This window comes from Parasedimentitalea denitrificans, from assembly GCF_011813015.1.
GTDB lineage: Bacteria > Pseudomonadota > Alphaproteobacteria > Rhodobacterales > Rhodobacteraceae > Parasedimentitalea > Parasedimentitalea denitrificans.
In genome coordinates, this window is the sequence record NZ_QHLQ01000007.1 from 135,686 (window position 1) to 156,339 (window position 20,654).

20 protein-coding genes are annotated in these 20,654 nt (G+C 57.5%); 10 read left to right on the plus strand and 10 right to left on the minus strand.

Translation table 11 applies throughout. From position 1 onward, the window contains the following. Positions 1-183 precede the first annotated feature (183 nt). Positions 184-1,755, plus strand: a complete 1,572-nt coding sequence (locus DL239_RS09390) for a 2-isopropylmalate synthase (protein ID WP_167683746.1) — start codon at positions 184-186, stop codon at positions 1,753-1,755. A gap of 426 nt (positions 1,756-2,181) precedes the next feature. On the opposite strand, the gene DL239_RS09395 is transcribed toward DL239_RS09390, so the two are convergent. Beyond that, positions 2,182-3,000 (minus strand): cysteine hydrolase family protein, encoded by an 819-nt coding sequence (locus DL239_RS09395; RefSeq protein WP_167683747.1) that lies wholly within the window; start codon positions 2,998-3,000, stop codon positions 2,182-2,184. Between the two features lie 123 nt (positions 3,001-3,123). On the opposite strand from DL239_RS09395, the gene DL239_RS09400 reads away from it, so the two are divergent. Further along, positions 3,124-4,041, plus strand: a complete 918-nt coding sequence (locus tag DL239_RS09400) for a helix-turn-helix domain-containing protein (RefSeq protein WP_167683748.1) — start codon at positions 3,124-3,126, stop codon at positions 4,039-4,041. A gap of 125 nt (positions 4,042-4,166) precedes the next feature. On the opposite strand, the gene DL239_RS09405 is transcribed toward DL239_RS09400, so the two are convergent. Then, positions 4,167-4,913, minus strand: a complete 747-nt coding sequence (locus DL239_RS09405) for an SDR family oxidoreductase (protein WP_167683749.1) — start codon at positions 4,911-4,913, stop codon at positions 4,167-4,169. After that, on the minus strand, positions 4,903-5,229 hold the full coding sequence (locus tag DL239_RS09410; RefSeq protein ID WP_167683750.1) for a darcynin family protein: 327 nt from the start codon (positions 5,227-5,229) through the stop codon (positions 4,903-4,905). Before DL239_RS09410 ends, DL239_RS09405 begins: the two co-directional genes overlap by 11 nt. Positions 5,230-5,319: 90 nt before the next feature. Here DL239_RS09410 and DL239_RS09415 point away from each other — a divergent pair, with 90 nt between their 5' ends. The 6 genes from DL239_RS09415 to rodA all read left to right on the plus strand — a co-directional run bounded on the left by DL239_RS09415 (position 5,320) and on the right by rodA (position 11,689). Beyond that, on the plus strand, positions 5,320-5,916 hold the full coding sequence (locus DL239_RS09415; protein ID WP_167683751.1) for a TetR/AcrR family transcriptional regulator: 597 nt from the start codon (positions 5,320-5,322) through the stop codon (positions 5,914-5,916). Positions 5,917-6,064: 148 nt separating this feature from the next. Next, positions 6,065-7,111 (plus strand): rod shape-determining protein, encoded by a 1,047-nt coding sequence (locus DL239_RS09420; RefSeq protein WP_167683752.1) that lies wholly within the window; start codon positions 6,065-6,067, stop codon positions 7,109-7,111. A gap of 55 nt (positions 7,112-7,166) precedes the next feature. Continuing rightward, positions 7,167-8,081 (plus strand): rod shape-determining protein MreC, encoded by a 915-nt coding sequence (mreC, locus tag DL239_RS09425; RefSeq protein ID WP_167683753.1) that lies wholly within the window; start codon positions 7,167-7,169, stop codon positions 8,079-8,081. Beyond that, positions 8,074-8,613 (plus strand): rod shape-determining protein MreD, encoded by a 540-nt coding sequence (locus tag DL239_RS09430; RefSeq protein WP_167683754.1) that lies wholly within the window; start codon positions 8,074-8,076, stop codon positions 8,611-8,613. Before mreC ends, DL239_RS09430 begins: the two co-directional genes overlap by 8 nt. After that, positions 8,610-10,553, plus strand: a complete 1,944-nt coding sequence (gene mrdA / locus DL239_RS09435) for a penicillin-binding protein 2 (protein WP_167683755.1) — start codon at positions 8,610-8,612, stop codon at positions 10,551-10,553. The genes DL239_RS09430 and mrdA overlap by 4 nt, the downstream gene beginning before the upstream one ends. After that, entirely contained in the window at positions 10,550-11,689 is a 1,140-nt protein-coding gene (gene rodA, locus DL239_RS09440; RefSeq protein ID WP_167683756.1) for a rod shape-determining protein RodA, read from the plus strand. The genes mrdA and rodA overlap by 4 nt, the downstream gene beginning before the upstream one ends. A gap of 10 nt (positions 11,690-11,699) precedes the next feature. Here the strand turns inward: rodA and DL239_RS09445 are convergent, their stop codons facing one another. Beyond that, on the minus strand, positions 11,700-12,539 hold the full coding sequence (locus DL239_RS09445; RefSeq protein WP_167683757.1) for a LysR substrate-binding domain-containing protein: 840 nt from the start codon (positions 12,537-12,539) through the stop codon (positions 11,700-11,702). Between the two features lie 88 nt (positions 12,540-12,627). Between DL239_RS09445 and DL239_RS09450 the strand changes: the two genes are divergently transcribed. Next, on the plus strand, positions 12,628-13,038 hold the full coding sequence (locus DL239_RS09450; protein WP_167683758.1) for a VOC family protein: 411 nt from the start codon (positions 12,628-12,630) through the stop codon (positions 13,036-13,038). Next, the gene (locus DL239_RS09455) at positions 13,035-13,961 is read left to right on the plus strand and encodes a 2-hydroxyacid dehydrogenase (RefSeq protein ID WP_167683759.1); all 927 of its coding nucleotides are present in this window, start codon (positions 13,035-13,037) and stop codon (positions 13,959-13,961) included. The genes DL239_RS09450 and DL239_RS09455 overlap by 4 nt, the downstream gene beginning before the upstream one ends. Positions 13,962-14,037: 76 nt before the next feature. On the opposite strand, the gene DL239_RS09460 is transcribed toward DL239_RS09455, so the two are convergent. The 6 genes from DL239_RS09460 to coaBC all read right to left on the minus strand — a co-directional run bounded on the left by DL239_RS09460 (position 14,038) and on the right by coaBC (position 20,620). Beyond that, complete coding sequence (locus tag DL239_RS09460) at positions 14,038-16,053, minus strand: M3 family metallopeptidase (RefSeq protein WP_167683760.1); 2,016 nt, start codon at positions 16,051-16,053, stop codon at positions 14,038-14,040. Positions 16,054-16,145: 92 nt separating this feature from the next. Continuing rightward, positions 16,146-16,946, minus strand: a complete 801-nt coding sequence (locus DL239_RS09465; RefSeq protein WP_167683761.1) for an amino acid ABC transporter permease — start codon at positions 16,944-16,946, stop codon at positions 16,146-16,148. A 66-nt stretch (positions 16,947-17,012) separates the two neighbouring features. Beyond that, positions 17,013-17,804 carry a transporter substrate-binding domain-containing protein gene (locus tag DL239_RS09470; RefSeq protein WP_167683762.1) on the minus strand — a complete coding sequence of 264 codons (792 nt, stop codon included), beginning with the start codon at positions 17,802-17,804 and terminating at the stop codon, positions 17,013-17,015. A 65-nt stretch (positions 17,805-17,869) separates the two neighbouring features. Beyond that, positions 17,870-18,916, minus strand: coding sequence for a HesA/MoeB/ThiF family protein (locus DL239_RS09475; RefSeq protein WP_167683763.1), 1,047 nt, complete (start codon positions 18,914-18,916; stop codon positions 17,870-17,872). Then, complete coding sequence (dut, locus tag DL239_RS09480) at positions 18,916-19,371, minus strand: dUTP diphosphatase (RefSeq protein WP_167683764.1); 456 nt, start codon at positions 19,369-19,371, stop codon at positions 18,916-18,918. The genes DL239_RS09475 and dut overlap by 1 nt, the downstream gene beginning before the upstream one ends. A gap of 52 nt (positions 19,372-19,423) precedes the next feature. Further along, positions 19,424-20,620: a bifunctional phosphopantothenoylcysteine decarboxylase/phosphopantothenate--cysteine ligase CoaBC gene (gene coaBC / locus DL239_RS09485; RefSeq protein ID WP_167683765.1), complete on the minus strand. Its 1,197-nt coding sequence runs from the start codon at positions 20,618-20,620 to the stop codon at positions 19,424-19,426. Positions 20,621-20,654: the final 34 nt, after the last annotated feature.

Genomic DNA, 20,654 nt, shown 5'->3' on the forward strand with positions numbered 1-20,654 from the left:
GTATAAATCGCTGCCATGATCAACCGCGCACATATCCTTTTCGTCGACGCTGCCATTTGCAGCGCCTCGCTGCGTGGCCTACTGATCCTAACTCGCCTCTGAGCGTGCCATCCGGCGCGTCCGCTCAGAGGGGATCGCCAGCGCGCCACATGGCTTAGGACAGAAGATACGAGAGATACCAACATGACAAATACATCCGACAAAGACCGCGTAGTGATCTTTGACACCACCCTGCGCGATGGCGAGCAAAGCCCTGGCGCGACTATGACCCACAACGAAAAGCTCGAGATTGCCGGGCTGCTGGATGATATGGGCGTCGATATTATCGAAGCCGGGTTCCCGATTGCATCCGAGGGTGATTTCAACGCGGTTTCAGAGATCGCCAAGAACAGCCGCAACAGCCGTATCTGTGGTCTGGCCCGCGCCAAGACGGGTGACATCGACCGCTGCTGGGAAGCGATCAAACACGCCGAGAAGAACCGGATCCACACCTTTATCGGCACCTCGCCGCTGCACCGTGCGATTCCGAACCTGTCGATGGATGAAATGGCCGATGTCATTCACCAGACCGTCACCCATGCGCGCAACCTTTGTGACAACGTTCAATGGTCACCAATGGATGCCACTCGGACCGAGTGGGACTATCTGTGCCGGGTGATCGAGATTGCGATCAAGGCCGGTGCCAGCACCATCAACATCCCCGACACCGTGGGTTATACTGCTCCGATGGAAAGCGCCGAGCTGATCAAGAAGCTGATCGAAACGGTTCCCGGCGCGGATGATGTTATCTTTGCCACTCACTGTCACAACGACCTTGGCATGGCGACCGCCAACTCGCTGGCGGCCGTGGCTGGTGGTGCACGTCAGATCGAATGTACCATCAACGGTCTGGGTGAGCGCGCCGGTAACACCGCGCTCGAAGAGGTGGTGATGGCGCTGAAAGTGCGCAATGACATCATGCCTTGGCACACCGGCATCGACACCAAAAAGATCATGCATATCTCGCGCCGTGTTGCGGCCGTGTCGGGCTTTGCGGTGCAGTTCAACAAGGCCATCGTCGGCAAGAACGCTTTTGCCCACGAGTCCGGCATCCACCAGGATGGCATGCTGAAGAACGCCGAAACGTTTGAGATCATGCGCCCCGCTGATGTGGGCCTGTCCGGCACCTCGCTGCCACTTGGCAAACACTCGGGCCGCGCTGCGTTGCGTGACAAGCTGAACACACTGGGTTTTGAGGTTGGCGACAACCAGCTGAAGGATGTGTTTGTCCGATTCAAAGAGCTGGCCGACCGCAAGAAAGAGGTGTTTGACGACGACATCATCGCCCTGATGCGCACTGGCACCGATGACGATGATCATCTGCAGCTGGTCTCGATGAAAGTGGTCTGCGGCACAGGTGGCCCGGCGGAATCCACGATTGAAATGGAGGTCGACGGTCAGGATGTGACAGCCACGGCCGAAGGTGACGGCCCAGTTGATGCTACGTTCAAGGCGATCCGCGAGATCCATCCGAACACTGCACAACTGCAACTGTATCAGGTGCAAGCGGTGACCGCTGGGACCGACGCTCAGGCCACTGTTTCGGTACGGTTGGAAGAAGACGGCATCATCGCCACCGGTGAGAGCGCCAATACTGATACAGTCGTAGCCTCGGCCAAGGCCTATATCAGCGCCCTGAACCGGCTAATTGTACGACGTGGCAAAGTTGGCGAAGGTGCGGATACGCGTGAGATTTCGTACAAAGATATCACCTGAGTGGTGTTGAGACACGAGCAAAGGGCCATCCATTTGGGTGGCCCTTTTGCATTGCTGGTGCTTTTGAAACAAACCATGTGCTCCCGCGCCCCAAGCTGTTTCGGCTATGCCGAACCAGATTAGGGACTTGGGCCGGGCACCGCTGCGCGGTGTTTCTTTGGCTGGGGAGGCGTTTCAGGGGCAGGTTTGCCCTGAAAGCGCCTGTTCAATTATGGTTTAAACCTTCCGCGTCAAGGGCAAGCCGTGCTGCGCACGGGCGCTGACGCGCCCCTTGACCCGGAACAGTTCTGGTAAATCGGTTTGCGCCGCGCAGCGGCGCCGGACCCAAGGCTTTGCCTATCATCTGTGATGAGAGAGCGCAGGCGCGGGAGCTTTCTGTTGTTGCGATGACCAGAACCGGTCATCGCTTTGTTTGCCAGAGAGTGCTTAACCGGCGGCCAGCTTCTCTTCGACGTCGCTGGTGGTCCACAACGCGTTGGCAATGTAGCGGAAGTTGGTTAGAGCCGCGAGATAGCCGTCACCCTCGGGCAGTTTTGCCGCTGCGGTGGCGTCGCGCACCACTGCCACCTCGAACCCTTGTTCGATCAGCTCACGCATGTGGCTCTCGGTGCAGAGGTTGGCGGACATCCCAGCCAGGATCACTTGATCCACCCCTTGCTTGCGCAACTGCAGGCTCAGGTCATTAGTGTCATTGCCATAGACTTTGTGCGGTGAGGAAACGATGGTTTTGCCGTCGTCGATGTACTTTTTGTACTGCGGCATCCAGTCGGCGCCCGAACCTTCGAACCCGTCAGTCGTCAGAGCGCCCTTACGGTCAAACATGCCGATCTTGTGCATCAGTTTTTCCAGTGCACCTTCGAATTTCCAACCGTGATCAGTGGGGTAATAGTAATGCGGCGACACGGCCACGGTGATGCCAGCTGCCTTGGCTGCCTTGAATAGCCGTTCAATGTTTTCAACGGTGCCTTGCTCTTGCACCGATTCACCGACCACGCCCCAGGTCACACCTTCGGGGTGCAGGAAATCGATCTGCGGGTCGGTAACCACCAGCGCGGTACGGCTGAGGTCCAACTTCATGTTGCTGGGCGGCAAGGCTGGGGAAGCCGGATCAGCATATGGATTGTCTTGCGCTTGGGCTGCGGACCCGGCGGTCACTGCCGCTGCAGCAGCGCCAGTGGCCAAGGCCCCACGCAGAGCCTGACGGCGTGTTAGGTGATTGTGATTGTGATCGTGGTCGTTGCACATGGGGTGTCTCCTCATCGGTTGATGAGATCAATCTAGATGGGCTTATGTATCATTTGGTCCGGTTTAGGTATCACCTGCTGCTTATTTGTATTCATTCATCCAATCCTGTGATCAAATGCCGGAATGGAACACGACTTTATTCTAGAGCAGATGCAAATTGAGACGGCCCCATTTGCCCTGTGTGAACTGAATGGCAAGGGCGATCTCGGGCTAGGGCAGGACAGCACAGCAACGCTGCATTACATACTGTCTGGGCATGGCGAGATCCTGATATCAGGACAACCAAACCTTCCGGTGTCGCGCGGCACGCTGGTGCTGGTCCCTGCCCTACGGTCCCATGTGTTGCGCAGTTTTGGCGAGGGAACTGATCCACTGCCACAGTGCAGACCTGCGGGTTTGAATTTGGTGCATTTGGTCCACAAGCAAAACGCCGACGACGCGCGCGGTGGTTTAGTGGCGATCTGTGCGCATATCAGCCTTTCCCTGAAGAACCTGCACAACGTGATTGACTTGGTGCGCAGCCCCATTGTCGATACGGTTGCCACCAACCCCGGCCTGGCTACGCCCGTCGACCAGATCCTACAGGAAATCGCCGAGCCTTCGCTGGGCAGCGGCGCTATGCTGCGGGTCCTGATACAACAGGCAATGATCGCACTGATGCGGCATAAATTGCAGTCTCATGGTCCTGAACTGGCATGGATGAAGGCCCTGCATGACCCCAAACTGTGGCCTGTTCTGACCCACATGATGACGACACCGGGCGATGATCACTCTCTGGAAACTCTGGCAGACCATGCCGGGATGAGCCGCAGTACCCTAGCGCATCGGTTTGCCGAAACCTATGGCAGTGGCCCGATGGAGTTGCTGCGGGTGATGCGCATGCAGAAGGCGGCCGACATGTTGGCCCGCACTGACCTGCCGGTAAAGCGCATTAGCGCGGAGGTTGGCTATGCCAGCCGCACCGCCTTTAGCCGTGCGTTTGAAACAGCCACCGGCCTGTCGCCACGCAGCTATCGGCGCGAAAAAAAGGCGGGCAATTGATCCACTCGCCCTTCGAGATAAGCGATGCCTGTTACCCCTAGGCGAACCCGCGCCGCGCAGCGGCGCCGGGCCCAAGGCTTTGCCTCTCATCTGTGATGAGAGAGCAAGGGCGCGGGAGGATTTCGTTAGCCGTGCAGGATTTTGGCGGCCAGTTTGGGTGACAATCGGTTGATCCAGCGCAGGGCGCGGGTTTTGCCGATCCAGATCTCATCTGATCCGCGTCTAAGCCCCTGCAACAACTGCTGTGCCGCCTTGTCAGGGGTGATTTTGCCGCTCCCCCGGCCTTGAGTCATGTCCGTGTCGACTAAACTCATGATGCACTCACAGACCAACATATTGGGGGCAAGCTGCTCTGCCTGATACCGAAGCGCGGTGGTAAAGCTGCGTAACCCGGCCTTGGTTGCGCAGTAGATTGGCGCATTCTGCTTTGGAAACAGGACCAAACCTGAAGTGACGTTGACGATAAATCCCTCGGGGCGCTGCGCCAGATGGATCGCCAGTGATGCGCAGAGGTGCAAGGGGGCGACAAGGTTTATGTCGATCTCGGCCGCGATATTCTTGGCCAGGTCATTACGTCCGGCAACCATATAATCCGCTTCGATTTGGATGCCCGCATTGTTGATCACCCCATCCAATGGCTGGGGGGCTGATGTGAGTTTTTCGATTAACTCTTCTCTATCTTGTACGTTTTGCAAATCGCAGGTGTAGGGCTGCAATTGCGGGCCCAGTTCCCACGCCAGTGCAGTCAAGGCCTCGGTATTTCGTGCCACGGCTATTACCGTCGCGCCATCCTTGATCAATTGCGTGGCAAGCGCCCGTCCGATGCCGCGGGTCGCGCCAGTTAGCAGAATATGTTTTCCCTCAAGCCACATAGGATGCCTCGTAGGCTTTAAACCCGTTTTCATAGCTGGGAATGATCTCAACCAGTTCAAAATACTCATCAGCAATCAGAGGCGAGTCGCGCAGGGCTTCGATGGCGAAATAGTAGGCCTGCGGGTCGTCGGCCTCGATCACGGCAATGTCGCTGATCCTGGCGTGAAAGGCCTCGGCATCGAAGTGACGCAGCTTCATCCCCGGCTGTGAGAAGTGTGATCCAAGACCATGCTCCGCGATGCGGGCCCGTTGGTCGCGCGTCAATTTCAGCCATGACGGGTTGGCGCGAAGAAGGAGGAATATTGTGAGTTTCATGAGTCGTCCAAAACCAGTTGCGTCTGGCCTTGAAATCTGAATGATTGCTCACATTTCGCAACTCGCGTTCCACAACAGGACTGTTCCCCCATGCATCAGCCTAGAAAACAGGCGCGTCAGGCGCGTTCTCGCGTCACCCAGACGGCCATTATCGAGGCCACGGCTCGCCTTTTGGAATCGCAGGGACGAAACGGATTGACCACCAATGCCATCGCGGAACGTGCCGGGGTTAGTGTTGGATCGCTGTATCAGTATTTCCCCAACAAAGAGGCCATTCTGGCAACGTTGATCCGGGACAAGCGCCAGAAATTGCTGAAGGGGATGCAGCAGGCTGTGCTGGACACACAAGACGCGTCGCCCGCTGACGCGGTAGAGGCGTTGATACGCGCTGGCATGATGCATCAGTATGAACGCCCGACCTTGGCGTTTGAGGTTGAATACATCGAACAGCGGTTGGAACTGGCGGATGAGACCGCCGCGTTGGCCGAGGAAATGGCGCAATGGGTTCTGGCGACGGTTCGTCGTTTGCAGCCAAGCGCAGGTCTGCAAGAGGCGCGCGATGTGGTTGCCATAACCAAAGGATTGATCAATGCTGCGGCCATGGCCGGTGAACCTGACGGGAATGCTCTGTTTGCCCGCGCCCGGCGTGCGGTGTTGGGATACCTGTCGCAAATGCCCGAGACGTGAGCCCGGAAAAGCGGAAAAGCCGGCGAAAAGGCGCTAATCAGACAGAATACGCTCTTTCGCGGCGTGGCTGGGCTGCTTATAAGATCAGAAGTCCGGGATTTGCGCAGAGTCGTGGGCCAACATAACAGCACTTACAGGATCCCTTTATATGTCGATCTTTGGATTTTTGTCCGGCCTGTTTACGTCGGACATGGCAATTGACCTTGGAACAGCAAACACGCTGGTTTACGTCAAAGGCCGAGGCGTGATCCTGTCAGAACCTTCGGTGGTGGCCTATCACGTCAAGGACGGCGTCAAGAAAGTACTGGCTGTGGGTGAAGACGCCAAGCTGATGCTGGGCCGGACCCCCGGTTCGATCGAAGCGATCCGGCCAATGCGCGAAGGTGTCATTGCTGACTTTGACACTGCGGAAGAGATGATCAAACACTTCATTCGCAAGGTGCACAAACGGTCAACCTTCTCAAAACCCAAGATTATTGTCTGTGTGCCACATGGTGCCACTCCGGTTGAGAAGCGGGCGATCCGCCAATCGGTTTTGTCGGCCGGGGCCCGCAAGGCCGGTCTGATTGCCGAGCCCATTGCTGCCGCTATTGGGGCTGGCATGCCGATCACCGATCCCACCGGCAACATGGTGGTTGATATCGGTGGTGGTACCACTGAGGTAGCCGTTCTGTCGCTGGGCGACATCGTTTATGCGCGTTCGGTTCGCGTTGGTGGCGACCGGATGGACGAAGCCATTATTTCCTATCTGCGCCGTCAACAGAACCTTTTGATCGGTGAGGCAACAGCCGAGCGGATCAAGACATCGATCGGTACAGCCCGTATGCCCGATGATGGTCGGGGTCAGTCGATGCAGATCCGGGGTCGTGACCTGTTGAACGGTGTGCCCAAGGAAATCGAAATCAGCCAGGCTCAGATCGCCGAGGCGCTGGCCGAACCGGTGCAGCAAATCTGCGAAGCAGTTATGACCGCGCTGGAAGCCACTCCGCCAGATCTGGCTGCCGATATTGTTGATCGCGGCGTCATGTTGACCGGCGGTGGTGCACTGCTGGGCGATTTGGACCTGACATTGCGCGAGCAGACCGGACTGGCTGTTTCAATCGCCGATGAAAGCCTGAACTGCGTTGCCCTTGGCACCGGCAAGGCGCTGGAATTTGAAAAGCAACTACGCCACGCGATTGATTACGACAGCTAAGGCTCTTACCTTTCGCCATATGTGCGGTGCCGTTTAGGTACCCGAGAGGAGCCCCTTGGCCAGAGATCGATCCCAGCGCGAAGACTATACCGCCCCGCTAAAGCGTTTGCTGATTGCGCTGTGTTGTCTGTGTCTGGCGCTGATCTTTATTGTCTGGCGCATCGACAGCCCAAGGGTCGAGCGATTTCGGGCGCAGGTGGTGGACGCTGTGGTCCCCAACATGGAATGGGCGATGGTGCCGGTGACCGGAGCCATCAATCTGGTCCGTGATTTTCAATCCTATCAACGACTATCCAACCAGAACCGAGAGTTGCGGTCCGAGTTGCGACAGATGCAGGCCTGGAAAGAGGCGGCATTGCAGTTGGAACAGGAAAACGCCCGGTTGCTGGATCTGAACAACGTACGGCTGGATCCTCGGCTGACCTATATCACCGGCGTGGTGATGGCCGACAGCGGATCGCCATTTCACCAATCTGTGCTACTGAATGTCGGCTCTCGTGACGGAGTGCGCGATGGTTGGGCGGCGATGGATGGCATTGGTCTGGTTGGAAGGATTTCGGGAACAGGGCGCAATACGGCGCGGGTGATCCTGTTGACCGATGCTGCCAGCTCGGTGCCGGCGACGATACAACCCTCGGGCCAAAGTGCCCTGATTGCTGGCGACAATAACGCCGCGCCGGTGATCGACTTTCTGGAAAACCCGGATGAACTGCGCCCCGGTGACCGGGTGATTACATCGGGTGATGGCGATGTGTTCCCAGCGGGGCTGTTGATTGGTCAAGTAGCTACCGACCCATCGGGCCGTTTGCGAGTGCGCCTGTCTGCCGATTATGAGCGGCTAGAGTTCCTGCGTGTGCTACGCCACCATGGAACCGAAGGGATCGACACCCCCGGTAGCCTAGTGGCTCCCCCACCCGGTGCGACATTGCCACGAGCCCGCCCCGAAAATTTGGGCGCCGACAATGGATAGCACATCGCCTGCGCATATCTGGCTCATGCGGGCTGTGTTCCCGGCGCTGGCCCTGCTGTATATCTTTTTCCACCTGCTGCCTTTGGATACCGTTCCACGCCAGTGGGCACCGCCTGACCTGCTGGTGGCCATGGCCCTTGCCTGGTCACTGCGCCGTCCGGATTACATCCCGACTGTCATACTGGCGGTGACACTGTTGCTGGCGGATCTGATGTTTCAAAGACCCCCCGGTCTGATGGCGATGCTTGTTCTTTTGGGATGTGAGTTTCTAAAACCCCGCGCCCTGACCCACCGAGACACAGGCTTTGTTGCGGAATGGATTTCGGTCAGTTTGGTTCTGACCGCAATTACAGTCCTTAACCGTTTGGCCCTGTCTTTGGTAAACGTACAACAAGCGCCGTTTGGGCTGATCCTAATACAGATGTTACTGACCATTGCGGTCTATCCCTTGGTGGTGCTTGTCTGCCAGTCTATATTGGGCGTGCGCAGGTTGACCTCTGCCGAGCTTGAGGCGCTGGGAATACGGCTATGAGACGCAACCCAAAGGAACTGGAAACCACCAATCGCACTCTTAGCCGACGGGCGCTGTTGCTTGGTGGTATTCAACTGGTTTTCGCCGGTGGTCTAGCCATGCGGATGCGCCATCTGCAGGTGGATCAGGCGGACCAGTTCCGGCTGCTGGCCGAAGAGAACCGCATCAATATCCGACTTCTGGCCCCTGCCCGTGGTGAGATTTTTGACCGCAACGGCATTGCTATCGCCCGCAACTTTCCCTCGTACCGCATCATCATCGTGCCCGAAGATGCTGGTGACGTGGACAAGGTGATCAATGATCTGTCGCGGTTGATCGATATCGATCCCAAGGATTTGGAGCGGGCCATTGCCGAGATGCGTCGCTCTCCACCGTTCCTACCAGTGACACTGGCAGATCAGATCGACTGGGAGGACATTTCAAAGGTTGCAGTGAATGCGCCGGCCCTGCCCGGCATCACACCCGAGGTTGGTCTGGCCCGCATCTATCCTCGCAGGGCCGATTTTGCCCATGTCGTTGGCTATGTCGGCCCGGTTTCCGACTATGACCTCAGCCAGATAGAAGACCCTGAACCCATTCTGCGCATCCCGCGTTTTCAGATTGGCAAGGTTGGTTTTGAGGCCAAGCGTGAAGACGTTTTACGCGGCAAAGCCGGCGCCAAACGGGTAGAGGTCAATGCCACTGGTCGGGTCATGCGCGAACTGGACCGGCGTGATGGTGTGTCGGGTGCGGACATGCAGCTGACCGTCGATGCCGAATTGCAAGGCTATGTTCAGGCGCGGTTGGGAAATGAAAGCGCCAGCGCCGTTGTCATCGACTGCGAAAACGGTGACCTGCGCGCCATTGCCTCAGCCCCCAGCTTTGACCCAAACCTGTTTGTGCGTGGTATTTCGGTCGCTGATTACAGAGAGCTGACTGAGAATACATACAGACCACTAGCCAATAAATCCGTCCAAGGGACCTATCCACCCGGATCAACCTTCAAGATGATCGTTGCACTGGCAGCGCTGGAAGAAGGCATCATTGGCCCGGAAGAGACCGTCTGGTGTCCGGGCTACCTAGAGGTGGCTGGTCGCCGCTTCCACTGCTGGAAGCGAGGCGGACATGGTAATGTCGACCTGAACAACTCTCTGAAGCGCTCTTGTGATGTGTACTACTATGATCTGGCGCTAAAGGTCGGCATCGACAAGATATCTGCCATGGCGCAGCGCATGGGATTGGGCATTCGCCACGATCTGCCGATGTCGGCGGTTGCCTCGGGGCTAACCCCAACCAAAGAGTGGAAGAACCGCAACCGAGGCGAAGACTGGCTGATTGGCGACACCGCCAACGCCTCTATCGGGCAGGGTTATATGCTGGCGTCACCGATGCAGCTGGCGGTTATGACCGCGCGGCTGGCCACTGGGCGCAGTGTGACACCGCGGTTGATCAAGTCCATCGACGGGATCGAACAACCAGGCGGAGCCGGCGAGTCGATGGGGCTGAACGAAAACAACCTGCGGACCCTGCGCCGGGGCATGTATTCGGTATCAAATGATCGACGCGGCACCGGGTATGGGTCGCGCATCATCGAAGAAACAATGCGCATGGCCGGCAAATCGGGCACCAGTCAGGTGCGAAACATCACAGCCGCCGAACGCGCCGCTGGGGTCGTTCGCAACAGTGACCTGCCCTGGGAACGGCGCGACCACGCCTTGTTCGTCAGCTTTGCCCCGTTTGATAACCCGAAATTTGCGATCGCGGTCATTGTGGAACATGGCGGAGGCGGCTCTACAGCTGCGGCCCCTATTGTGCGCGATGTCATGTTGCAGGCCCTGTATGGTGGGACACCGCCACTTGATGCCTACCCCAAGAAAGATCGCAATCGCATCCGGGCACAGCAGGAACGGCTAGAGCGGGAGCGCCCCGAGCGGATGCATGAGGCGAGCGACCGCGCATGAGTTATCTTGAGTATAACGCCAAGACGACCCCGGCCGGGCTGCGCAAGGTCTTGTTTTTGAATTGGCCGCTGATCCTGTTACTGGTCTCTGTCGCCTGCGTTGGGTTCCTTATGCTGTATTCGGTGGCCGGAGGGTCAGCCAGCCCTTGGGTAGAGCCGCAGGTAAAGCGGTTTGGCATGGGGTTATTCGCCATGTTCTTTATCGCCATGGTGCCGATCTGGTTTTGGCGCAACATGGCAGTTCTGGCATACATGCTATCCATCGCATTGCTGTTGGCAGTTGAATTTTTTGGCTCTGTCGGCATGGGGGCTCAACGCTGGATCGATCTGGGCTTCATGCGATTACAGCCGTCCGAGCTGACCAAGATCACCCTAGTGATGCTGCTGGCCGCTTACTATGACTGGCTGCCAAGGGAACGTACGTCGCGCCCTATGTGGGTCTTGCTCCCTGTTGTGCTGATCCTGCTGCCGACATTCATGGTCCTGCGCCAGCCCGATCTTGGCACCTCAATCCTGCTGATGGCAGCAGGTGGCGGCGTGATGTTTCTGGCCGGTGTTCACTGGGCCTATTTTGCCGCTGTCATTGGCGCTGGGGTGGGACTGATCACCGCCGTTTTTCAAGGTCGCGGCACCTCTTGGCAGTTGCTCAAGGATTATCAGTATCGTCGCATTGATACCTTTCTGGATCCTTCGACCGATCCTTTGGGGGCTGGATACCACATCACCCAATCTAAAATTGCGCTGGGGTCAGGCGGCTGGTCAGGGCGCGGATTCATGCAGGGCACCCAATCACGGCTGAACTTTTTGCCCGAGAAACACACGGATTTCATCTTCACCACACTGGCCGAGGAATTTGGCTTTGTTGGCGGGGTATCCCTGCTGGGCATCTACATGCTGATCGTCATTTTCTGTATCGCCGCAGCACTGGCCACCAAGGACCGTTTCTCGTCATTGGTGATCATGGGCATCTCGCTGACGTTCTTTTTGTTCTTCGCAGTGAATATGTCGATGGTCATGGGGCTAGCGCCGGTGGTCGGAGTGCCCTTGCCATTGGTTTCTTATGGGGGATCGGTGATGCTGGTGCTACTGGCGGCCTTTGGCTTGGTGCAAAGCGCCCATGTTCACAGGCCACGGTAGATCCAGCACTTCAGGTGCCTAGCAAGGTATCAAGGAGCAACCGCATCACCGGCCAATCTTTGTCCCGTGTTCGCGTTAGCAACCCAATTTCACGGGCCGGTGCGTCAATAACAGTGACCTGAACATCCGGGTTGCGCTGCGCCCGTCCGGGCCAATCAGGCAATACGGCCTGCCCCAACCCGTCCTGTACCATTTGGGCGATGGTCTCTACAGCATCCATTTCCGCCAGTATCCGAGGTGAAGGTGCCAGGTCCGTCAGAGCGGTCCAGCAGGTGCTCGCGCCCCATGCATCCCGGCTGTAAACAATAAATGGAAGATCAGCGCAGTCTTCAGTTCCCGCGGGCCGCAGCAGTTGAATAGCCTGACGTTCAACCAGAGTGAACGACAGGGTTTTTGGCCACTCAAATGGCGGGCGTACAATCAACGCGGCATCCAGTTCTTCGGCTTCCAACGCGGCGTATAGCTGCTGGGATGTCCCCGGAACCAAGTGCAACTCTACCTCTGGCGCCTGTTGCCTTAACACCCGAACAATGTCAGGTGCGTAGTCGCCCAGCGCGGTTGAAATCGCCCCCAGTCGCAATGGGCCCGACATATCCTGATCTTGCAGGGTAGCCATCACATCACTTCTCATCGTCAAGAGTTGACGAAGAAGCGGCAGCACCGCGCGACACTGCGGTGTCGGTTGCATCACCCGCCCCGCGCGCGACAGTAATCTGACCTGCAGTTCAGCTTCCAGTGCTGCCACCCGCTGGCTCACGGCCGAGGCGGTGATCCCTTCGACACGCGCGGCAGCTGCAAGGGAACCTTGATCAACCACCGAAATCAGGCTGGAGACAAATCTTAAATCCATAGCTCTCCTTATGTCTGAACATAGAAAAATAAGCTAGGGTACTGTCTGTCGTTTCCTTACAAGAAGAGCAACAAAAGGAGCATTTCGCATGAGTATTTTCCACCTAGCCTACCACGTTGATGACCTTGCGCGGGCGCGGGCCTTTTACGGCGGGCTTCTTGGCTGCACCGAGGGTCGCAGCACTGAAACCTGGGTCGATTTTAATTTCTTTGGCCACCAGATCTCGCTGCATTTAGGACCTGTTTTCGCAACGGCCAATACCGGTAAGGTTGGGGACCATATGGTACCAATGCCGCATCTGGGGGTCATCCTGCCCCAAGGAGAATGGCGGGCGCTGGCAGATCAGTTGGTTGCGGAAGGTGTTGTTTTCACCATTGCACCAACCACACGTTTTGCGGGACAACCGGGGGAACAAAGCACAATGTTCTTCCATGATCCGGCGGGCAACCCGATCGAGATCAAGGGGTTTGCAGATATGGCCGGAGTTTTTGCCACATGATCAATGTCCTGTTCGCCGCCCGCCCTGAACGCTGGGAGGCCTATTCCACACCGTTAAAGGCAGCCTTTGCCGATGCCGGGTTAGAGGTTGATCTGAGGCAGGATCACACGCCAGACACCGTGGACTACATTGTCTATGCCCCTAACGGGCCTCTGTCCGATTTCACCCCCTATACCCGCTGCAAGGCAGTGCTGAGCCTATGGGCTGGAGTCGAGAAAATCATTGGCAACGAAAGCCTGACCATGCCGCTATGCCGGATGGTCGATCCGGGGCTGACGGCGGGGATGGTGGAATGGGTCACTGGGCATGTGCTGCGCTATCATCTGGATATCGACCGCTCGATCGCCATGCAGGATCGGTGGGAGCCGGTGATCCCACCATTGGCGATGGAGCGCCCCGTGACCATGCTGGGGCTTGGTGCGCTGGGTCAGGCCTGTGCCAAGCAACTATTTCAACTCGGGTTCCCGGTGACCGGCTGGTCGCGGTCTCCTAAATCCATAGACGGGATAGCTTGCCTGCATGGCGACACAGGGCTGGCGCAGGCCCTAAAGCATGCAGAGATTGTGATCCTCTTGCTGCCCGACACCCCGGCAACCGAAAACACACTGAATGCCGAAACCCTGGCGTTGCTGCCGCGTGGAGCCCGTATCATCAACCCCGGTCGCGGCCCATTAATCGACGACGAGGCACTGCTGTCCGCGCTGGACAGCGGTCATGTCGCCCATGCCACACTGGATGTGTTCCGGGTTGAGCCCTTGCCCGCCGATCACCGCTTTTGGGCCCATCCCAATGTCACGGTCACGCCGCATATTGCTGCCGAAACCCGAGCAGTCACATCGGCACAGGTCATCGCCGAAAACATCCGCCGCGGCGAGGTCGGTGAACCGTGGCTAAACTTGGTAGATCGTAAACAGGGCTACTGAACAAAAAAGAGGGCGCCAAGGCGCCTTCTTCTTGTCTTAAATACCTCCGCCGGAGGCCGCGTCCGGAACGGGCGCTTTATTCGGCGGCCAAACCGCGGCCCTTTAGCAGGGCCTCAACCCCCGGCAGACGACCACGGAACGCCACATACAGTTCACCCGGATCCACGGAACCCCCGGTGGATAGAATGTTTTCTTCCAGTGCTTTTGCACGTTCAACATCAAAGGCACCTCCGGCCTCCTCGAACGCGGCAAAGGCATCGGCGTCCATCACTTCGGACCACATGTAGCTGTAGTAACCCGAGCTATATCCGTCGCCAGAAAAGACATGCGCGAAATGCGGGCTGGCGTGGCGCATGGTGATCGCTGGTGGCAGGCCGATCTCACTCAGCACCTCATCCTGCTTGGCCATCACATCAGCTGGGGCCGCGCCCTCGTGAAATGCCAGATCCACCAGCGCCGAAGAAACATATTCGACGGTCTGGAACCCCATGTCGAAATTGGCCGCTCCAAGCACCTTGTCCAGCATCTCTTGCGGCATTGCTTCACCTGTTTCCGCATGAGTGGCAAATTCAGCCAGCACCTCGGGCACCTCTAGCCAGTGTTCATACAATTGGCTGGGCAGCTCAACAAAGTCGCGCGCCACGGATGTTCCGGAAATGCTCTCGTAGGTCACGTTTGACAGCATCTGATGCAGTGCATGGCCGAACTCGTGGAACAATGTGCGGGCATCGTCCCAAGACAACAGCGCAGGCTCGGACTTGGCAAAGTTGCAAACGTTGATCACCACAGGCGCCTGCACCTCGGGGAACTTGGCCTGACTGCGCATAGCCGAACACCAGGCGCCAGAGCGTTTGGAACCGCGTGCAAAGTAGTCGCCGATAAACACAGCCACATGTTTGCCGTCCCGTGTGACCTCCCATGCGCGGCAATCAGGGTGGTACAGGTCAACATCCAGTTGCGCGAACTGCAGCCCAAACAGGCGGGTGGCGCAGTCAAAAGAAGCCTCAATCATCCGGTCCAATTGCAAGTATGGCTTTAGCTCGGCCTCATCGAGATCATGTTCGACCTTACGGCGTTTCTCGGCATAGTAGCGCCAGTCCCAGGGCTCCAGATCACCATTGATACCATCGGCCTGCATCATCCCTGTCAGCACATCTGCATCCGCCTCGGCTTGCGACTTGGCAGGGCCCCAGACATCCATCAACAACCCGCGCACCGCATCCGGTGTCTTGGCCATCTCGGTTTCCAGCTTGTAGTCGGCAAAGCTGTCATAGCCCAAAAGCTGCGCCCGTTCATGCCGCAGTTCAAGGATTTCGGCGGCAATGGCGCGGTTGTCGGTTTCGTTTCCATTGGCCCCACGAGCAACCCAAGCGTTGAACGCCGTTTCGCGCAGATCGCGGCGCGGAGAGAACTGCAGGAACGGTGTGATGATTGAACGCGACAGCGTCACCACCGGACCATCAGCACCTTTTTCGACACCAGCCGCGCGGGCGGCATCAATGGCAAAGTCTGGCAGGCCTTGCAGGTCATCCTCGCTTAGCGGCATGAACCAATCACGTTCATCTGCCAGCAGATTCTGGGTAAATGATGTGCCCAGTGTTGCCAGCCGCCCTTTGATCTCTTGCATCCGGGTGTCAGAGTCGCCCGTCAGAGCCGCCCCACCGCGTACAAAACCACGATGCGTCAACATCAGCACCCGCTGCTGTTCGTCCGTCAGACCCAAGGCTTCACGAGCATCCCAGACCGCGGCAATACGCGCGAACAGTGCTTTGTTGGCAGTGATAGCTGACATATGCGCGGCCAGTTTAGGCGAGAACTCTCGCTGTAGCTCCTCACGCTTGGGATTGCTGTCTGCGCCTGCAACGGTGAAAAACACCGACAGGACCTGATCCAGCTCGCGGCATGGGCTTTCCAGCGCCTCGATCACATTGGCAAATGTTGGCGGCTTCGTGCTGTCTGCTATGGCCGCGATCTGGGCGTTATGAGCGGTTAGCGCCTGATCCAGTGCGGGTGCGAAATCATCATCAGAAATGGCACCAAACGGGGCAATTTGAAATGGAGTGTCCCATTTGGGTAAAAGCGGGTTGGTCATGGCAAAGTCTCCTTTGCCAACAAGCTAGTGCTTGGCCCAACCCGACTTCAATAGCTCTCACCAACAAACCCCGTTTCTGGCTGTAAATTCGCCTACTCGAGCTTTTCTTTATCCCGCAGGTGCCGCTCAAACCGCCGCAGAAGCAAGGACAGGCCAATGGTCATGGTCAAATAGATCAGCGCCACCACATTGTAGGTTTCAAAGTAGCGGAAGTTGCCGGCCGCAATAACCTTGCCCAGTTGGGTGACATCCAACACGCCCAGCACCGACACCAGCGAACTATCCTTTACCAGCGCCACAAAGTCATTGCCAAGGGGCGGCATGATAGTGCGGATGGCCTGTGGGAACACCACCAGACGGAATGTCTGCCAAGGGTTCAAGCCCAAGGATTTCGCGGCCTCAATCTGCCCAACATCCACAGACTGCAATCCAGCCCGGAATACTTCGGAAATAAAGGCCGAATAGGCAATCATCAGGGCAATGATCGCGCGCCAGATCAGCGGGAACTGCCGGGTGCGGATTGGGTCAAGGCCCAGAAACTCGCCCGCCCAATTCCGAAACTCCACCAGTGCTGGCGCCATGGCAAAAGCCACATAGAGCAGCAGCACAATGATCGGAACACCACGCACCACTTCGACATAGAACCGGGTAACCTGCCGGATAACCAACCATTTTGATCCAGCCCCAACGGCCAGTAGCAGCCCCAACAAAGAGGCAAGGGTAAAGCTGACAATCGTCACAAAGATGGTGGTCTTGATCCCTTTGGACAGGGTCGTCAAAACCTGCAGGTACAGCTCATCCGATGCAACCTGCCAACCGAAATACAAGCCAATCAGCACAACCGCTGCCAGCCACCATGGAAAATCTTCTTTGTCGTTTGTGGGCGCAGCCATAGTCGTCTTTCAAATAAAAACCCCGGCCCAAAGGACCGGGGATCAGGATATTAAAACCAGTTGGTGTTACTGGCCCATTTTATAGTCTAGGAACCACTTGGTGTTCAGCGCCTCAAGCGTGCCGTCGGCCTCCATCGAGGCGATCGCAGCGTTGATCGATGGGACCAGCTCGCTCCCCTTTGGGAAGATGAAACCAAAATCCTCGGTGCCCAGTGGCTCGCCTACGATTTTCAAACCACCGTTAGAGGCAGTAACATAACCGTTGGCCGCGGTGCTGTCGGACAGGGCCAGATCAACGTCACCAACGCGCAGGGCCTGAATGGCTGCACCAAAGTTTTCAAACAGCTTGATACGTGGGTTGGCTTCATCGCCATCCAGAATATCGTACACAGTCACGTAGAACGGTGTGGTGCCCGGCTGAGCCGCGGCAAGGAAGTCGCTGTTGGCAGCAAAACTTTTGGCATCGTCAAAGCGGGTCTCGTCACCGGCCACGATCATGCGCATCTGCGAGGTCAGATACTTGTCGGAAAAGTCGACCTTTTCCTTGCGGTCCTCGCGGATGGTGATGCCGGTCATGCCCAGATCGTACTGGCCTTCGCTGACGGCAGGGATCATCGCGTCCCAGCTGCTGTTTTCATAAACGACGGTGATATTGATGCGCTTGGCGATTTCCGCCATGGCGTCATATTCCCAGCCAATGGGATCGCCCGTTTTGGGGTCAACAAACTGCAACGGCGGATAGGCGTTCTCAGTTGCGACAACGACTTCCTGACCACCCAGATCAGGCAGATCCGCCGCAATCGCGCCGCTGGCCAGCCCGAACAACGCTGCTGCGGTCAGTGTGATAATCGATTTCATGATATCCCCTCTTCTATTTTTTATTTGCAACAGACTTGCCGCGTGCAAGTCGGCAGCGCAAGTGATCAGTCGCTTTTTGTAGCACAAACCGGGCAATGCGGCGTTTGTTTCAGCTGAATGCGCCGCGTTTCAGCGTACAACCCATCGTAGATCAACATCGAGCTGCGCAAGGTTTTCCCTGCACCAGTGATATGTTTGATCGCCTCTAGCGCCATCATCGCGCCTACAACGCCGGGCAATGGGCCAACCACTCCGGCTTCGGAACAGGACGGCGCCAACCCGGCTGCGGGGGCTTCGGGGAATATGCACTGATAACATGGGCCACCTGCCTTGGGATGGAACAAGCTCAGCTGGCCCTCCCACTGTGACAGCGCGCCGGAAATCAGCGGCTTGCCCAGCGCGACAGCTGTCTGGTTGACTAGATAGCGAGTGTCGAAATTATCGGTGCCGTCCAGGATCAGATCATAGTCAGAGAACAATGCCTCGGCATTGTCACCCTCTAGTCGGCGATGATAGGGGCGTACTTCGACATATGGGTTCTGCGCTTTCATTGCCTTTTCCGCCGAAAACACCTTGGGCACGCCAATGTCCTCATCTCGGTGGATCACCTGACGCTGCAGATTGGCGTTTTCGACCTCGTCGTCATCGATCACACCGATGGTACCGACACCCGCCGCCGCCAGATATTGCAGCGCTGGGGCACCCAGACCGCCGGCACCAATCACCAACACCTTGGCATTCTTCAACTTTTTCTGCCCGGGTCCGCCCAATTCGCGCAGCACAATATGGCGCGCATAGCGATCCAACTCGGTTTCTGAAAAAGTGCCGGTTTTCTGTGACATGGGGGCATCCTTGGGCTGAGCGCGCGTCTTTAGGACAGCAATAATGCGCCAATAGCCCACCGCCAATAGGCCAATGCCACCCAGTATCAACCAGGACCTTGCCGAGCCCCCAGTGGCAAGACGTAGGTTATGCCCATCGGGAAGAGTCAGATGAACCGTCAACAGCGCCAAGTACAGAACCAGAACCACCGAGCCACGTACAGCTTTGGGCATGCCAAGAAAACGCCCACCCCACCAAATGATGGCGGCAAAAATCACGATTGAAAGCATCAGTTCTGACCTGTTGACCCAAAGCCGCCGTCGCCACGCTGGGTGTCACTCAGCGCCTCGGTCAGCTCAAATTCAGCCTGCAGGACAGGTGCAACCACCATCTGCGCAATACGATCACCATGGGTGATCTCAAATGGCTCTTGCCCGGCGTTCATCACAATAACCCCAAGAGGGCCGCGATAATCACTATCGATGGTTCCCGGTGTGTTGGGCAGGGTAATCCCATGTTTCAACGCCAAACCGGATCGGGGCCGGATTTGCACCTCGTACCCCTGCGGGATTTCGATCCTCAGACCCGTGGGCACCAACGCCCGCGCACCCGGCTGCAACACAATGCTGCCGCGATCGGCCAGGTTCGCACGCAGATCTGCCCCCGCAGCACCTGCCGTTTCATAGGACGGCAGCGGCACAGACTGATCCGCGCCCGCGTCATATATCACCCGGATCAAAACCATATCGGCACCCTTTGCTTCTTTTTGCTAAAAATACTCTCGCCGAAAGGCGAATTTACTGGGCTAGCGCCACTGCCATCCGCTCGGCCAATTGCCGTGCCACATCATCCTTGCCCATGCGGGGCCAGGTCTCGGCGCCCTCTTCCGAGATCAGCACCACGGCATTTTCACTGCCGCCCATGATGCCTGTAGCTGGGGATACGTCGTTGGCGACAATCCAGTCACACCCCTTGCGCAGGCGCTTGGCGGTGGCGTGCTCGACCACATCGTTAGTTTCAGCAGCAAAACCCACCACCAGCGGCGGCCGCCCTGTTGCCATCCGTGACACCCTTTTCAGAATATCCGGGTTCTCGGCAAATTCCATCACCGGCAACCCATCTTTGGATTTCTTCAGCTTACGGTCTGATGCATTCAGCACTCGCCAATCTGACACCGCAGCGGCAAAGACACCGGCCGCGACTGGCAGCGCCGCCTCAACCGCTTCAGACATCTGCTGAGCGGTTTCAACCGCCACCACTTGCACCCCCTCAGGTGGGCGCACCGTTGCCGGACCCGTGATAAACACCACCTCAGCCCCCAGATCGCGCAGAGCACGGGCCATCGCAGCCCCCTGCGCCCCTGATGATCGATTGGCGATATAGCGCACCGGGTCGATCGGCTCATGCGTCGGCCCCGAGGTCACCAGAATCCGTTTTCCCTGTAATGGTCCATCTGACAGCTGGGCTGAAATCGCCGCGATTATGTCTTCGACCTCGGCCAAACGGCCGGGACCAAATTCACCGCAGGCCATGCGGCCCTCGTCTGGGCCGACAAAACTGACACCATCCGCCTTTAGCGTTTCAATATTGCGCTGGGTGGCCGGGTGTTCCCACATACGAACATTCATCGCAGGCGCGACCAGTACGGGTGTGTCTGTCGCCAGCAGCAGGGTCGAGGCCAGATCATTCGCCAACCCCTGCGCCATCTTTGCCATCAGATCCGCCGTGGCCGGTGCGACCACAACAAGATCGGCACTGCGCGACAGCTGGATATGGCCCATCTCTGCCTCGGTGGTTAGATCAAACAGGTCCCGGTGGACCGCAGTTCCTGCCAGGGCCGAGACTGACAGTGGCGTCACGAACTCCTCGCCACCACGGGTCAGAACCGGCGTCACTGTAGCGCCTTGATCCTGCAACCGACGGATCAGATCCAGTGCTTTGTAGGCTGCAATGCCGCCGCCGATAATCAGAAGAATACGTTTGTCAGCCAACATTTCACCCGTCCTTGCGCAGCAATCCACGCGACAC

Bases quoted from the DNA above. Each gene is read 5' to 3' on its own strand.
- DL239_RS09390 (WP_167683746.1), top strand. From the start codon at position 184: ATGACAAATACATCCGACAAAGACCGCGTAGTGATCTTTGACACCACC.
- DL239_RS09395 (WP_167683747.1), bottom strand. From the start codon at position 3,000: ATGTGCAACGACCACGATCACAATCACAATCACCTAACACGCCGTCAG.
- DL239_RS09400 (WP_167683748.1), top strand. From the start codon at position 3,124: ATGGAACACGACTTTATTCTAGAGCAGATGCAAATTGAGACGGCCCCA.
- DL239_RS09405 (WP_167683749.1), bottom strand. From the start codon at position 4,913: ATGTGGCTTGAGGGAAAACATATTCTGCTAACTGGCGCGACCCGCGGC.
- DL239_RS09410 (WP_167683750.1), bottom strand. From the start codon at position 5,229: ATGAAACTCACAATATTCCTCCTTCTTCGCGCCAACCCGTCATGGCTG.
- DL239_RS09415 (WP_167683751.1), top strand. From the start codon at position 5,320: ATGCATCAGCCTAGAAAACAGGCGCGTCAGGCGCGTTCTCGCGTCACC.
- DL239_RS09420 (WP_167683752.1), top strand. From the start codon at position 6,065: ATGTCGATCTTTGGATTTTTGTCCGGCCTGTTTACGTCGGACATGGCA.
- DL239_RS09430 (WP_167683754.1), top strand. From the start codon at position 8,074: ATGGATAGCACATCGCCTGCGCATATCTGGCTCATGCGGGCTGTGTTC.
- mrdA (WP_167683755.1), top strand. From the start codon at position 8,610: ATGAGACGCAACCCAAAGGAACTGGAAACCACCAATCGCACTCTTAGC.
- rodA (WP_167683756.1), top strand. From the start codon at position 10,550: ATGAGTTATCTTGAGTATAACGCCAAGACGACCCCGGCCGGGCTGCGC.
- DL239_RS09445 (WP_167683757.1), bottom strand. From the start codon at position 12,539: ATGGATTTAAGATTTGTCTCCAGCCTGATTTCGGTGGTTGATCAAGGT.
- DL239_RS09450 (WP_167683758.1), top strand. From the start codon at position 12,628: ATGAGTATTTTCCACCTAGCCTACCACGTTGATGACCTTGCGCGGGCG.
- DL239_RS09455 (WP_167683759.1), top strand. From the start codon at position 13,035: ATGATCAATGTCCTGTTCGCCGCCCGCCCTGAACGCTGGGAGGCCTAT.
- DL239_RS09460 (WP_167683760.1), bottom strand. From the start codon at position 16,053: ATGACCAACCCGCTTTTACCCAAATGGGACACTCCATTTCAAATTGCC.
- DL239_RS09465 (WP_167683761.1), bottom strand. From the start codon at position 16,946: ATGGCTGCGCCCACAAACGACAAAGAAGATTTTCCATGGTGGCTGGCA.
- DL239_RS09470 (WP_167683762.1), bottom strand. From the start codon at position 17,804: ATGAAATCGATTATCACACTGACCGCAGCAGCGTTGTTCGGGCTGGCC.
- DL239_RS09475 (WP_167683763.1), bottom strand. From the start codon at position 18,916: ATGCTTTCAATCGTGATTTTTGCCGCCATCATTTGGTGGGGTGGGCGT.
- dut (WP_167683764.1), bottom strand. From the start codon at position 19,371: ATGGTTTTGATCCGGGTGATATATGACGCGGGCGCGGATCAGTCTGTG.
- coaBC (WP_167683765.1), bottom strand. From the start codon at position 20,620: ATGTTGGCTGACAAACGTATTCTTCTGATTATCGGCGGCGGCATTGCA.